Source organism: Pseudomonas sp. NBRC 111143 (genome assembly GCF_001320965.1).
GTDB classification, from domain to species: Bacteria; Pseudomonadota; Gammaproteobacteria; order Pseudomonadales; family Pseudomonadaceae; genus Aquipseudomonas; species Aquipseudomonas machongensis.
Genome location: NZ_BCBT01000022.1, coordinates 27489 through 43444, shown reverse-complemented (window position 1 = coordinate 43444; position 15956 = coordinate 27489). Strand labels below are relative to the sequence as shown.

The window sequence follows — 15956 nt, the reverse complement described above, 5'->3', positions numbered from 1 at the left end:
TCAGTTCGTCTCCAACTCGGTGAGGAAGTCATGCATATCGCTCAGATCCTGCTCGAGATCGGTGGTCCGCAACCCCTCCAGCGCCTGCGCATAGCCCTGCAGGTCGTCGGCCTGGAAGATCAGTTCCAGTGGCACCTGTACCTGCAGTTGCGCCTGTGCGGCTGCCGTGGCTTGTGTCGCCAGCAGCGAATGCCCGCCCAGTTCGAAGAAGTTGTCGTCACGCCCTAAGCGGTCGACCTTCAGCACCGCAGCCCAGATATCGGCGATGGCGCTTTCCAGCTCGCCTTGCGGCGCGCGGTAGTCGCGTTGCATCAGGCTGGCATCCGGGGCCGGCAGGGCCTTGCGGTCCAGCTTGCCGTTGGGTGTCAGGGGCAGTGCGTCGAGGAAGACCAGATAGGTGGGGACCATGTAACCCGGCAGTGTCTCCTTAAGACGAACGTTGAGCTGCTCGCGCAATTTAGCCTCGCCGAGCACCAGGCCTTGCGCGCTGGCCAGCACGTAGCCCACCAGTTGCGGGCCACCGACGCCAGGGCGGGCCAGCACCACCGCTTCACGCACGCCATCCTGGGCCTGCAGGCGCGCCTCGATCTCACCCAGTTCGATGCGGAAGCCGCGGATCTTGACCTGGTGATCGACCCGTCCCAGGTAGTCGACCACACCATCGGCGCGCTGGCGCACCAGGTCGCCACTGCGGTACAGGCGTGCGCCCGGCACACCGTAAGGGTCCGGCACGAAGCGCTCGGCGGTGAGCGAGGGGCGGTGCAGGTAGCCGCGCGCCACCCCGGTGCCGCCGAGGTACAGCTCGCCCGCGACACCCTGGGGCAGCAGCGCCGCCGAGTCGTCGAGCACGTAGGCACTGCGGTTGCCGATGCGGCTGCCGATCGGCGCATAGGCTGCCTGGCAACGTTCGGCGCGATCGGCTTTCCAGATCAGCGGGGTGACCACGGTTTCGGTCGGGCCATAGCCATTGATGATGTGCTCGGGCGCAAGCACGGCCTTGACCAGCTCGAACGCGGCTTCCGGCACCGCGTCGCCACCGAAGCAGTAGATGCGCACCGGCGGCGGGTTGCCGTGCTCACGCACGTGTTCGGCCAGCTGCTGCAGGTATACCGGCGGGAATGCAGCGACGGTGACGCCATGCCGGTGCATGGCCGCGCAGGCCTGCTCGGCGGTCCACAGTTGCGGATCGCGAATCAGCAGGCGGCCGCCGTGCAACAGGCAGGTCAGCCAACGTTCATGGGCACCGTCGAAGGCGAACGACATGAAGTGCAGCTCGCAGTCGCGTGCGCTCATGGCGTAGCGCTCACCGATCGCCAGGCAGTGCATGGCCAACGGGCCATGGGCCACGGCAACGCCCTTGGGCTGGCCGGTGGAGCCGGAGGTGTAGATCACGTACGCCAGGCCCTCGGCGTGCACCGGGCGCTGCGGCGCGCTGCTCGGCAGCGAGGCGCTGGCCAGTTGGTCGATGCACAAGGTCGCCACGGTTTGCGCGGCAGGCAGGCGCGCCAGCAACTGCGAATGGGTGAGCAACAACGCCATGCGCGAGTCCTGCATGAGGTAGGCCAGGCGCTCTTCGGGGTACTCCGGGTCGAGCGGCACATAGGCCGCGCCGGCCTTGAGCACCGCCAGCAAGGCAACCAGCATCTGCGGGCCACGCTCCAGCGCCACACCCACCAGCGCCTCGGCGCCCAGCCCTGCCTCGATCAAGCCATGGGCCAGGCGGTTGGCCTGCTGGTCGAGTTCGGCATAACTCATTTGCTGCTCGCCGAACAACACCGCCACCGCCTCCGGCGTGCGCTGCGCCTGGGCCTCGAACAGCTGGTGCACTGCACGAGGCGAATCGAAGCGTGCATCGACGTGATTCCACTGCTCCACCAGTTGCGCACGCTCCTGCCCGGTGATCAGCTCCAGCGCGCCGATGGCCTGGCCTGGAGCCGCCTCGAGCAGTTGCTCGAGGACCTGGCGCAGGTGCCCGGCGACCTGCACGATGCGCGCATCGTCGAACGCTTCGCGCAGGTAGCTGTAGTGCACCTGCAGGGTCTGCTCCAGGGCGATGGCCAGGGTCAGCGGGTAGTTGGTGCGCTCGTGGCTGTCGATGGCGCCGAAGCCCAGGGCGGGCACCTCGGCCTGGCGCAGGGCCTCGGCCACCGGGTAGTTCTCGAACACCACCAGGGTGTCGAACAGCGCCTCGCCGCCCTGCCCGGCCCAGCGCTGGATATCGTACAGCGCGGTGTGCTCGTGCTCGCGCAGGGCCAGGTTGTGCTGCTGCAACTCGGCAAGCCATTCGCCCAGCGCCTGCTCGGCACGCACCTGCGCCACCACCGGCAGGGTGTTGATGAACAGCCCGACCTGGCGCTCGATACCGACGATCTCCGCCGGACGCCCCGAAACCGTGGCGCCGAAGCACAGCGCCTGCTGGCCGGTGTAGCGCTGCAGGAGGATCAGCCAGGCGCCCTGCAGCAGGGTATTGACGGTCACCTTGTGACGGCGCGCCAACTCGCCCAGGCGCTGGGTGAATGCGGCATCGAACTGCTGGTAGTGATCGCCAAACGGCGCTTGCGTCACGACTTCGCGGCGCACGAAGGCCTGGGCCAGTCGGGTCGGGGCCTCGAGCACACTCAGTTGCTCGGTCCAGAAACGCTCGCTCAGCCCGGCATCCTGGGCCTGCAGCCAGGCCAGGTAGTCGCGGTAACGCCCGACATGGCCGATCTCGCGGCGCGCGGCGTAGCGCTGCAGCACCTCACCCAGCAACTGCGAATTGCTCCAGCCGTCGAGCAGGATGTGGTGATGGGTGTAGATCAGGTGGTGACGCTCATCAGCCGTACGTACCAGCACCAGGCGCAGCAGCGGCGCGCGGGCAAGGTCGAAGCCCTGGGCCTGTTCCTCGGCCGCCAGGCGATCGAGGGCGGCGGCCAGGTCCTGGTTGCCGCGCAGGTCGAGCACGCGGAACGGCACCTCGACCTGCTTGTGCACCAGTTGCAGCGGCCGCTCGACATCGCCCTGCCAGAGGAACACGCTGCGCAGGCTGTCGTGGGCGTCCAGCGCCTGCTGCCAGGCCTCGCGGAAACGCGCCGGGTCCAGGCCGTCGATGTCCACCCGCATCTGGTTCACGTAGTCGCTGGCGTCCTGCTGGTACAGGCTGTGGAACAGCATGCCCTGCTGCATCGGCGACAACGGCACGACGTCTTCGATCTGCCGCGCAGCGACCGGCAGCGCATCCAGTTGCGCCTGGGCCAGCGGGTAGAGCGGGAAGTCCGAAGGTGTCACGCCTGCTTGTCCGGGCTGGCAGCAATGCTCGACCAGGGCCTGCAACTGCTCGGCGAAATCGCGGGCCAAGGCTTGCAGGGTGGCGTGGTCGAACATCTGTGTGCTGTAGGTCCAGCTCAGGTCCAGTTCGCCGTCGTACACCTGGCCGTTGATGCCCAGCCAGTTGGCCAGCGGCGCCTGGGCGCTCTGCTCGGCGCCACTGGCCTCGCCGCTCGGGCTGAACAGCGCGCCGTCTTCGGCCTGGAAGCTGCCATCGAACTGGCCCAGGTAGTTGAAGGTCACCCGTGCCACCGGCAAGGCCTGCAGCGCTTCACGGGTCGAGGCATCGGCGAAGCGGCGCAGGGCGCCGAAGCCCAGCCCCTTGTTGGGTACGCCGCGCAACTGCTCCTTGATCTGCTTGAGCGAGTCGCCCAGCGCTTCGGCCGGGGTCAGGCACACCGGGAAGACGCTGGTGAACCAGCCCACGGTACGGGTCAGGTCGAGGTGCTCGGCCAGTTCTTCACGGCCATGGCCTTCGAGCTCCACCAGCACGCTGCCCTGCCCGCTCCAGCGGCACAGGGTGCGGGCCAGGGCGGTCAGCAGCAGATCGTTGACCTGGGTGCGATAGGCGGCGGGCGCTTCCTGCAACAGGCGCTGGGTCGTGGTTTTGTCCAGGCGCGTATGGACCATCGCCGCATGGGCGTTGTCCAGCACCGCCGTTGGTGCGGCGCACGGCAACTCGGCGGCGCCCTGCAGGCGTTGCTGCCAGTAGCCCAGCTCAGCGCTGTGCTCGGTGGCGTAACGCCGCAATTGCTCGGCCCAGTCGCGCTGCGAGCTGGTCTTGCCGGGCAGAGCCAGGGGCTTGCCGCTGCTCAGTTGCTCGAAGGCCAGTTGCAGGTCTTCGAACAGGATGCGCCACGACACCCCATCCACCGCCAGGTGGTGGATCACCAGCAACAGGCGCTGGCTGCCGTCCGGCAGATCGGCCAGCACGGCGCGCAGCAGTGGGCCATTGCCCAGCGACAAGCTGCGCTGGGCCGATTCGGCCAGGGCTTCCAGTTCGTCGGCAGTGTTCAGGGTGCGCTGCCACAGCAGCTCGGTCGGCTGCTCGCCAAGCGGACGGTAATGCGCCTGCCAGCCGGTCTCGCTTTCGGTGAAACTCAGGCGCAGCGCATCGTGGTGTGCAACCAGTGCCTGCAATGCCTGCTCAAGGTAACCCGCATGCAGCGGCTGGGCCGGCTTGAGCAGCACCGACTGGTTCCAGTGGTGACGCTCGGGGATGTCGGTGTCGAAGAACGCCTGCTGGATAGGCAAGAGCGGCATCTCGCCAATCAACGGGCCCTGCTCGATCAGTTGCGCACCTTCGCCTTCCTGGGCCACGGTCGCCAGCCCTTGAACGGTCTGGTGCTGGAACAGCGCCTTGGGCGTGAAGCGGATACCGGCCTGACGCGCCCGGCTGACCACCTGGATCGAGATGATCGAATCGCCGCCCAGCTCGAAGAAGTTGTCGGTCACGCCAATCGGCGAAACCTTCAAGACTTCCTCCCAGATCGCCACCAGGCGTTTTTCCAGCACGCTGCGCGGTGCTACCTGGCGCGCCGGTGCAGTGGCCTGCGGCGCGGGCAGCGCCTTGCGGTCGAGCTTGCCGTTGGGGGTCAGTGGCAGACGTTCGAGGAACAGCCAGTGGGTCGGCACCATGTAGTCCGGCAGGGTCTGCTTGAGCCAGGCCTTGAGCGGCTCGGCATCATCGAGCAATGCCGCAGCAGCGACATAGCCGACCAATTGCGTACCCAGTTCGCCCTGACGGGCGACCACCGCCACCTCACGCACCTCGGGGTGCGCCAGCAGGCGTGCCTCGATCTCACCCAGCTCGATACGGAAACCGCGCACCTTGACCTGATGGTCGATACGCCCCAGGTATTCGATCGACGCGTCTTCGCGGTAACGCACCAGGTCGCCGGTGCGGTACATGCGCCCGCCTTCACCGGTGAACGGGTCGGCGACGAAGCGCTCGGCACTCAGCCCTGGCCGGCGCAGGTAACCGCGCGCCAGGCCCTCGCCGGCCAAGTACAGCTCGCCCGCCACACCCACCGGCTGCGGCTGCAGGTGGCCATCCAGCACATAGGCGGCGGTGCCCGGCAGCGGCCGGCCAATGCTGGCCCGGCCGTTGGCCTGGCGCAGCACGCAGGTCGAATAGGTCGTGTCTTCGGACGGCCCGTAGAGGTCGTGCACGCGCTCGATACCCGGCAGCGCATACAGCGCATCCACCAGCGACTGTTTCAGCGGTTCGCCCGCCAGGTTGATGGTGCGCACACTGGGCGGAATCGCCCCGGCCTGCAGCAGCGCGGCAATCGCCGACGGCACGGTGTTGATAAGGGTCACGCGCTCGCGCGCGGGCAGCTCCGGCAGCGCCAGGGCGTTGTCGGCGAGGATGAAATGACCGCCGCCGGCCAGGGTCACGAACAGCTCCCAGACCGACAGGTCGAAGCAGATCGAGGTGCTCGCCAGCACGCCTTGCAGGTCGTCCTGGCTGTACAGCCCCTGGGCCCAGCGCACCAGCGCCACGGCATTGCCATGGGTGATCGCCACGCCCTTGGGCAGGCCGGTGGAGCCGGAGGTGTAGATCACGTATGCCAGGTGCTCGGCATCGTCATGCTGGACCGGCGCATGGGTCGGTTGCAGCGCCAACTGCGGGTCGTCGTCGAGCAACAGCAGTGACTGGCCTTCGCTGATCACCGACGCCAATTGCGCGGCCTGATCGGCCTGGGTCAGCAGCAGGTGTGCCTGGCTGTCGCCGAGCATGTGCGCCAGGCGCTCGCGCGGGTAGGCCAGGTCCAGCGGCACATAGGCGCCACCGGCCTTGAGCACCGCCAGCAAGGCCACCACCAGTTCGGCGCTGCGCGGCAGTGCCACGCCCACCCGCACTTCCGGACCGACACCCAAGGCGCGCAGGCGATGGGCCAGGCGGTTGGCCTGCGTGTCGAGCTCGCGGTAGCTCAGCTCGCGCTCGCCGCAGATCAGCGCCAGGGCCTCGGGGGCCTGCGCGGCGCGGGCCTGGATCAGACCGTGCAGGCTGGCGTGGGTCGCAGGCGGCAGCGCTGCCGAATTCCACGCCTCAAGCATGCGCTGCTGTTCATCGGCAGCCAGCAGCGGCAGCCGCGCCACCGGGCACTGCGGGTCGTGCACCACGGCCTGCAGCAGGTGCTGCCAATGGTCGGCCAGACGCTCGATGGTGGCGTGGTCGAACAGGTCGGTGGCGTAGGTCAGCGACACCTCGATGCGTGCCTCGACCTCGGTGGTGTCCAGGCTCAGGTCGAACTGCGCGGTGCCGCTGTCCCAGCTGAGCGGTTCGAGCTTCAGGCCTTGCAGGGAGGTCGCGGTGGCAGGCGTCACCTGATGGTTGTGCATGACCTGGAACAGCGGGCTGTAGCTCAGGCTGCGCTGGGGCTGCAGGGCGTCGACCAGTTGCTCGAACGGCAGGTCCTGGTGGGCCTGGGCGCCGAGCACGGCCTGGCGTACCTGTTGCAGCAGTTGATCGAAACCGGCCGCGCCGTCGACCTGGGCCCGCAGCACCTGGGTGTTGACGAAGAAGCCGACCATCGACTCGGTCTCGGCCCGGGTGCGGTTGGCCACCGGTACGCCGACGCGGATATCGGACTGGCCGCTGTAGCGGTGCAGCAAGGCCTGGAACGAGGCCAACAGGTAGACGAACAGGGTCACGCCCTGGGCGCTGGCCTGCTCGCGCAGCGCTGCCACCAGCGGCTCGGCCAGGCTCAGGTCGAGGCGCGCGCCGCGCTGGCTCTGCTCGGCAGGCCGCGGGCGGTCGAACGGCAGCTCCAGCACAGGCTGTTCGTCGCCCAGTTGCTCGCGCCAGTAGGCCAGTTGCCGAGCGCCCTCGCCCGCCTCCAGCCATTGGCGCTGCCACTGGGCGAAGTCGGCGTACTGCAAGGCCAGGGGCTCGACTGCCGCGACCTCGCCACGGCAATGGGCGAGGTAACGCGCCTGCCACTGCTCGACCAGCAGTTGCATCGACCAGCCGTCGGAGACGATGTGGTGCTGGGTCATCACCAACACATGGTCCCGTTCGCCCAGCACCAGCACGCGAACCCGCAGCAACGGCGCCTGGAACAGGTCGAACGGACGGCGGATTTCGCATTGCACTTCGCGGCGGATGGCCGCCTCGTCAGCCTGCGCCTCCATGGCCTGGTAGTCGATCGCGAAGGTCAGCGCCGGGGCGATGACCTGACGGACCTCGCCGTCCTCTTCGACGAACGCGGTACGCAGCGAGGCATGGCGATCCACCAGGTCCTGCACGCTGCGCGCCAGGGCGTCGCGATCGAGCACGCCGCGCAGGCGCAGCGCCGCCGGAATGTGATAGGACGCACTGTGCGGCTCCAGTTGCCACAGGAACCACTGGCGCTCCTGGGCGTACGACAACGCCAGCGGCCGGTCATGGCCCACACTGACCAACGCAGGCCCCGCCTCAGCGGCCTGGGCCTGGCAGGCCTCGGCGAACGCCTCAAGCACCGGCGCCTGGAACAGCACCCGCACCGGCACCTCGCGCTGCAACTGCTGGCGAATGCGCACCACCACCTGCATGGCCAGCAGCGAATGCCCGCCACGCTCGAAGAAATGGTCGGCCAGGCCGATCTGCGGCACCTCCAGCACCTGGGCCCAGATGTCCGCCAGCGCCGCCTGCAAGGCATTGCGCGGGGCGATATAGGCGGCGCTGCTCGCGTCCGCCTCGGGCAGTGGCAAAGCTGCGCGGTCGAGCTTGCCGTTGTTGTTCAGCGGCAATTGCTCCAACACCACGAGATGGGCCGGCACCATGAACTCCGGCAGCGACTGGCGCAACGCGTCGCGCAGCGCGGCGACGAAGGCCGTGCGCGCATCGCCCTGCACTGCCTCGCTGGCAACCGGCACGACGAAGGCCACCAACTGCGCACCCTGGCCAGTCGCCTGGGCGATCAGCGCAGCAGCGCGCACCCCCGGCTGGGCCTGCAGGCAGGCTTCGATCTCGCCCATTTCGATGCGCATGCCGCGAATCTTCACCTGGTGATCGATTCGCCCGACATACTCCAGTGCCCCTTCGGCGTTGTAGCAGGCCAGGTCGCCACTGCGATAAAGCCGTGCGCCCGGCTCGGGGGCGAACGGGTCGGGCAGGAAGCGTTCGGCCGTCAGGCCCGGACGCTGGTAATACTGCTGGGCCAGACAGGCCGGGGCGGCGATGCACAGCTCACCGACCGCGCCGGCCGGCAACAGCTCGCCAGCGCCGTCGAGCACGTAGAGGGCGCGGCCAGCAATGGCCCGGCCAATCGGCACGCCGTGGCTGTCGCTGGCATCGCCCAGGCGGCAGGCATGCACGCTCGAGACCACGGTGGCCTCGGTCGGGCCATAGGTGTTGATCAGCGCGACCTCGCCAAGGCCCGCGGCGTGCCACAGGCGCAGCCCTTCCACCGACATCGCCTCGCCGCCGACGTGCACCTGGCGCAGTGCGCCCAGGCCGCGGCCCGGCTGCGCGGCGCACTCTTTGGCCAGCAGGTACCAGTAGGCCGCTGGCAAGTCGGCCAAGGTGACCTCGTGCTGCACGATGTGCTCGGCCAACTGCTGCACATCCCACAACGCCTCGCCCCGCATCACCAGCGCCGCCCCCAGGGCCAGGGGTGGATAGCACTGCTCGACGAAGCCGTCGAAGCTGAAGGTGGCGAACTGCAGCACGCGGTCGTTGGCGCCCAGGTGCGAATACTGCGCGCCGCTCTGGCAGAACTCGCGCAGGGCGGCATGGCTGATGGCGACGCCCTTGGGCCGGCCGGTGGAACCGGAGGTGTAGATCACGTACGCCAGGTCCTGGGCGTGAGGCTGCACGAGCGGGTCATGCTCGGGCTGCACCTCCAGCGCCAGCTCGCCGGTCACCAGGCGCGGCACCTCGGGTGGCAGGCTCAGGCCCTGCAACAGGCCGTCGTCGCACAGCAGCAAGTCGAGCTGGCTGTCTTCGATCATGTAGCGCAGGCGCTCATCCGGGTAGGCCGGGTCGAGCGGCACGTAGGCTGCGCCACTCTTGAGCACGGCCAGCAGGCTGACGATCAGTTGCGGGCTGCGGCGCAGGGCCAGGCCGATACGTTTGCCCGGGCCCATGCCCTGGGCGATGAGCAGGTGCGCCAGGCGGTTGGCCTGGCGATTGAGTTGGCCATGGCTGAGCGAATGGCCCTCGCACGACACGGCCAGGGCGTCGGGGCTGCGCGCGGCCTGGGCGGCGATGCGCTGGTGCACCAGCGGTGTGGCAGACAGGTCGATCGCTTCGCCCTGGCTGTGCGCCAACACCGCCTGCTGCGCGTTGTCATCCAGCAGGCGCAGGCTGCCCAGCGCAGCCGAGGGCTGCTCGATCATCTGCTCGAGCGCCTGGCAGAAAGCGGCGCACAACTGCTCGACCTGCGCAGCATCGAAGTGTGCCAGGTCGTAGGCGAACTCCACGCTCAATCGCGCACCCAGCTCGATGCCAAGGGTCAACGGGTAATGGGTGCGCTCGTGATTGCGCAGCGCGCCCACCTGCAACCCGGCCGGCGCGCCGTCACGCAGGGCCTCGGCCACCGGGAAGTTCTCGAACACCATCAAGGTGTCGAACAGCACGCCGCCCTGTTGGCCGGCCCAGCCCTGGACCTTGTACAGCGGCACATGCTCGAACTCGCGCAGGTCGAGGTTGAACGCCTGCAGCGTTTCCAGCGCCTCGCCGACCGACTGGCCAGGTGCTGCGCTGTACAGGACCGGCAGGGTATTGATGAACAACCCCAACTGCTCCTCGATCCCCGGCAATGGCGCCGAACGCCCACTGACGGTTGCGCCGAACGCCACGCAGGCCTGGCCGGTGTGACGTTGCAATACCAGGCCCCAGGCCGCCTGGAACAGGGTGTTGAGGGTGACTTTGCGCTGGCGGGCGAACTGCCCCAGGCGCTCGGCGAAGGCACCGTCGAATACATGCAAGCGCTCGCCACTGCCCTGCCCTTGCGCCCGACGCAACGCCGAGGCCAGCAAGGTCGGCCCCTGCAACGGCGCCAATGCGGCCTTCCAGAAGCGCTCGCCGGCGTCCACGGGCTGGCGTTGCAACCAGCCCAGGTAGTCGCTTAAACGCCCGCTGGCGGCAGCCACCGGTTGCCCGGCGTAGGTCTGGATTACCTGAGCCAGCAGGCTGGCATTGCTCCAGCCATCCATGAGGATGTGATGGCTGGTGTAGATCAGGTGCCAACAACCGCCCTGCTGCGCCACCAGTTGCAGGCGGAACAGCGGTGCCTGGCGCAGATCGAAGCCGCGAAGGCGTTCGGCGGCGGCCAGGGCATCGAGGTCGTGCACGCCCTCCAGCACCTGCAGCGGCAGGTCGAGATGGCGCTGCACCAACAGCTGCGCCTCGCTCAAGCTTTCCCAATGCACGCTGGCGCGCAGGATCTCGTGGCGCGCCATGGCCTCGCTCCAGGCCTGACGCAAGCGCGCGGGCTCCAGCCCCTGGATATCCAGGCGCAGCTGGTTGATGTAGGCACCGGCCTCGGGCTCGTACTGGGCGTGGAAGAACATGCCCTGCTGCATCGGCGACAGCGGATAGAGCGCTTCGATAGCGCTGGCAGCGACCGGCAGCGCATCGAGCTGGGCCTGGTCGATGCGTGCGAGCGGGAAGTCGGACGGCGTCGCCTGGCCGGCCGGGGTTTGCAGGCAGTGGGCGATCAGTTGCGCCAGCTCGTCGCTGTAGGCCTGGGCCAGGCCTTCGATGGTGGCGTCATGGTACATCTGGCCGCTGTAGCCCCAGCGCAGCGACAGCTCGCCGGCATAGACCTGGCTTTCCAGGGTCAGCCAGTTGGCCAAGGGGGCCTCGGGATCCTGGGCCTGGCCGCTGCGCTCGGTGGCGGGCGCCCAGAGGGCCTGGGCATCGAACTGCTGGTCGAACTGCCCCAGGTAGTTGAAGGTGATGCGCGCAGGCGTGACCTGGCCGAGCGCCTGGCGCTGGGCCTCATCGCCCAGGTAGCGCAGCAGGCCGTAGCCCAGCCCCTTGCCCGGCACCGCGCGCAACTGCTCCTTGACCGCCTTGATCGAGGCGCCCACATCGTCACTGACGCTCAGGCGCACGGGGAACAGCGTGGTGAACCAGCCCACGGTGCGCGACAGGTCGACATCCTCGAACACCTCTTCGCGACCATGCCCTTCCAGCTGCACCAGCACCGCTTGCTGCGCGCTCCAGCGCGCGACCACCCGGGCCAGCGCGGTCAGCAGCAGGTCGTTGATCTGTGTGCGGTAGGCGGCCGGGGCAACGTGCAGCAACTGACGGGTCAGCTCGGCGTCCAGGCGCGTTTCCAGGGTGCGGCCATGGCGGTTGAGCGCGGCGCCCTGGGGCATGTCGCACGGCAGGTCATGCTCGACACGCTGGGCGCGCCAGTAGTCCAGCTCGCCGGCCTGCTGCGCGGCCAGGGCAGGCAGCCGCGCGGCCCAGGCCTGCCAGGCGCTGGTCTTGGCGGGCAGCGCCTGTTGTGTGTAGGCGTGCTGCAAGTCTTCGAGCAGTACGCGCCAGGACACGCCGTCGACCACCAGGTGGTGGATCACCAGCAGCACGCGCTGGCTGCCATCGGCCATTTGCACCAGTACCGCGCGCAGCAGCGGCCCGTCGGCCAGGTCGAGGCTGCGCTGGGTGGCGTCGCAGAGCGCCGCCAGCGCCTGGGCATCGGCGGCCGTCTCCTCGCACAGCAGCCCGGCAGGCAGCGCACCGTGCTCGGCCTGCCAGTGGCCATCGCGCAACTGGAAGCGCAGGCGCAAGGCGTCATGTTGCTCGACCAGACGCACCAGCGCCTGCTGCAGGCGAGTGCCATCCAGAGCCTGGCGTGGGGTCAGCAGCAGCGACTGGTTCCAGTGCGCCCGTGCAGGCACCGCCTGCTCGAAGAAGGCGCGCTGGATGGGGGTCAGCAGCGCCGGGCCCTGCACCGCGCCCTGCTCGGCCTGCACCTGCGTCGCACGCCCGGCAGCGCCAGCCAGGCCGCGCAGGGTCTGGAACTGGAACAGGTCACGCGGGCTGAACTGCAAGCCTTGGCGCCGGGCGCGACTGACCACCTGGATGGCGATGATCGAGTCGCCGCCCAGTTCGAAGAAGTTGTCGTCCAGGCCGACCTGTTCGACCCCGAGCACCTCGCTCCAGACCTGCGCGAGGATCTGCTGCACCGGCGTTTGCGCGGCCACGTAGGCGCCGCGTGGCGCCGCATCGGGCTGCGGCAGCGCCTTGCGGTCGAGCTTGCCGTTAGGCGTCAGCGGCAGGCGCTCGAGCGGCATCAGGTGGGTGGGCACCATGAACTCGGGCAGCGCCTGCAACAGCCAGTCCTTGAGCCCCTGCTGCCAGCCATCGGGCTGTTCGTTGAGCACCAGGTAGGCCACCAGCTGCTTGCCGTCCAACGCCAGCACCACGGCCTCACGCACCCACTCATGCTGGGCCAGGCGCGCCTCGATCTCGCCCAGCTCGATGCGCAGGCCGCGAATCTTCACCTGATGGTCGAAGCGGCCGAGGTATTCGATCACGCCATCGTTGCGCTGGCGCACACGGTCGCCGGTGCGGTACAGGCGCTGGCCAGCCACGAAAGGATCGGCGACGAAGCGCTCGGCCGTCAGGCTCGGGCGGCGGTGGTAGCCTCGGGCCAGGCCGACACCCCCCAGATAAAGCTCGCCGGAAACACCGGGGGCGACCGGCTCGAGGCCGGCGTCGAGCACGTAGGTGCGCAGGTTGGCGATCGGCAGGCCGATCGGTACGCTGTCGCGGCCTTCGTCGCGGCAGGTCCAATGGGTAACGTCGATGGCTGCCTCGGTCGGGCCATACAGGTTGTAGAGGGCTGCGCCCGGCAGGCGGGCGAACACCTGCACTTGGGCATCCACCGGCAGGGCCTCACCGCTGCAGACGATACGGCGCAGGCTGCTGCAGGCTTCGACACCCGGCTCGTGGATGAACGCCTGGAGCATCGAAGGCACGAAATGCAGGGTGCTGACCTGGAAGCGGCGAATGGTCTCGATCAAGCGCGCCGGGTCGCGATGTTCACCCGGCGCGGCCACTGCCAGGCGCGCGCCAGTCATCAGCGGCCAGAAGAACTCCCACACCGACACGTCGAAACTGAAGGGCGTCTTCTGCAGCACGGTGTCGTCGGCGCCGATGGCGTAGGCCTCCTGCATCCAGTGCAGGCGGTTGGCCAGGGCGCGGTGGCTGTTGCCGGCGCCCTTCGGCCGCCCGGTGGAGCCGGAGGTGTAGATGACGTAGGCCAGTTGCTCGGGGTCGATATCCACCCTCGGGGCACTGGTGGGCTGCTCGTCCAACGGCAACCGGTCGAGCGCCACGCACTGCACGCCCTGGGGCAGCGGCAGGCTGTCGAGCAGTGCCTGCTGGGTCAGCAGCAGGTCGATGCCACTGTCCTCGATCATGTAGGCCAGGCGTTCTGCGGGGTACTCCGGATCCAGCGGCACATAGGCAGCACCGGCCTTGAGGATGCCCAGCAGCCCCACCACCATTTCGACGCTGCGCTGCACGCTGATGCCGACCAGGCTGTCGCCCCGGGCGCCTTGGGCGCGCAGGTAGTGGGCCAACTGGTTGGCGCGGGCGTCGAGCTGGGCGTAGCTGAGCGCGTGCTCGCCAAACACCAGGGCCGGGGCCTGTGGCGCGCGGCGTGCCTGGTCTTCGAACAGCTGGTGCACCGGGCGTTCGAGCGGGTAGTCACGGGCGGTGGCGTTCCAGTCCTGAAGCACGGTGGCAAGGCTGGCGTCATCGAGCATCGGCACCTGCCACAGCGCTTGCTGTGGCTGCTCGACCAGGCCCCGCAGCAGGGCCTGCCAGTGCCGGGCCATGCGCTCGATGGTGGCGGCATCGAACAGGTCGCTGGCATAGGTGAAGGCTGCGTGCAGCACCCCACCTTGCTCGTAGGTGTCGAGGCTGAGGTCGAACTGGGTGGTGCGGCTGCGCCATTGCAGCGGCGCCAGTTGCAGGCCGGACGCCAGGGTGACGGTGGTCAGGTCGGCGACCTGCGGCTGGTGGTTGTACATCACCTGGAACAGCGGTGCGTGGCTGAGGCTGCGCTCGACCTTGAGCGCCTCGACCAGGCGCTCGAACGGCAGGTCCTGGTGCGCCTGGGCGCCCAGCACGGTCTGACGTACCGCTTGCAGATAGGCCAGCACATCCTGTTGCGCTTGTGGCTGCAGGCGCAGTACCTGGGTGTTGACGAACAGCCCGATCAGCCCTTCGACCTCGGCGCGGTTGCGGTTGGCCACCGGGCTGCCGATGCGCAGGTCGCATTGGCCGGTGTAGCGTTGCAGCAGCATGCCGAAGCTGGCGAGCAGGACCATGAACAGCGACAGGTTGTGCTGGCGGGCAAAACCGCGCACCTGCTCGGTCAGTGCCGCGTCGAGCGGGAATGACTGGCGGCTGCCGCTGAAGCTGGGGGTGGCCGGGCGGGCGTGGTCCAGCGGCAGCTCCAGCACCGGCTGCTCCTCGCCCAGCTGGGCCTGCCAGTACTGCAACTGGCGCTCCATCTCGCCCGCTTCGAGCCAGCGGCGCTGCCACAGGGCGTAGTCGACGTACTGGATGGGCAGTGCTGGCAACTGCGGTGCCTGGCCTGCAGCAAAGGCGTCATAGGCGCGGCTGAACTCATCGATCAGCACATTCATCGACCAGCCGTCGGAAACGATGTGGTGCAGGGTCAGCAGCAGTACGTGCTCCTGCGCATCGAGGTGCAGCAGGCGCACCCGCAGCAGTGGTCCTTGCGCCAGGTCGAACGGGCGTAGCGACTCGGTCTCGGCTTCGACACGGACCTGTGCCTCACGCTGGTCGGCGGCGAGGTTGCGCAGGTCGACGCGCTCGATGTTCACGCGGGTGAGCGGGCGATGGGCCTGCTCCAGGCGATCATCGGCCTGGGGTTCGAAGACGGTCGTCAGGCTTTGGTGACGGGCCAGTACGGTGGCGAAGGTCTGCTCCAGGGCGGCGGCGTCCAGTTGACCTAGCAGGCGTACGGCGCCTGGGAGGTTGTAGGCGCCGCTCTGGGGGTCCATCTGCCAGAGCACCCACATGCGTTGCTGGGCGTAGGACAGCGCCTGGCGGTCTGGGGCCTCGACACCGGCGGGGATGGGGAACTGGGAAAAGTCGATGCCCTCCTTGGCCAGGGTCTCGAGGAACACGCGGCGCTTTTCCAGCGGCAGTTCAATGAAACGGCGGGCCAGTTGCAGGGACTTCTCGGCATTCATCAGATTGCTTCCGTACGAGTGGGGTATCGGGCGGGGCCCGGCTATCCCTACGAAACGGATACATCTTGCAAAAAGTTAGGTTTTGGGGGGCGCTGGGTGGTGCTCGAGGCGCGTGAATATTCGATTTGGGGGCGACGTGGAGTCACCTTTTCGCCCTTACGGCGACCTACTTTTTTTCTTGGAAAAAAGTAGGCAAAAACCGCCTGCTCCCACATACGGCCCCTGCGCTGCGCTCCGGGGTTCCCTCGCGCCGGCGCCTTCCGGGCCTTCGCGGACTCCGACTTGCTGCGCAAGTCTACTTCTCGCGACTTCGGCGGGACGCCGAAGGGCGCTGCGCGCCAGGGCCCTACAGACGCCTCTGCTCGGCCTCCTGAGGTCGCGATGGGTGGTGACTGGGGTATCGCGCGCTTAGAAGCAAGGGCAAGGGCAACAGCAAGAGCGGGAGGGGGGGGATTGAAACATTTGCTTGCATT

At 68.4% G+C, this 15956-nt stretch carries 1 protein-coding gene; it reads right to left on the bottom strand.

Annotated elements, in window-relative coordinates; genetic code table 11:
* Nucleotides 1-15483 (bottom strand): non-ribosomal peptide synthetase, encoded by a 15483-nt coding sequence (locus APH44_RS14185; RefSeq protein ID WP_054893237.1) that lies wholly within the window; start codon nt 15481-15483, stop codon nt 1-3.
* Nucleotides 15484-15956: the final 473 nt, after the last annotated feature.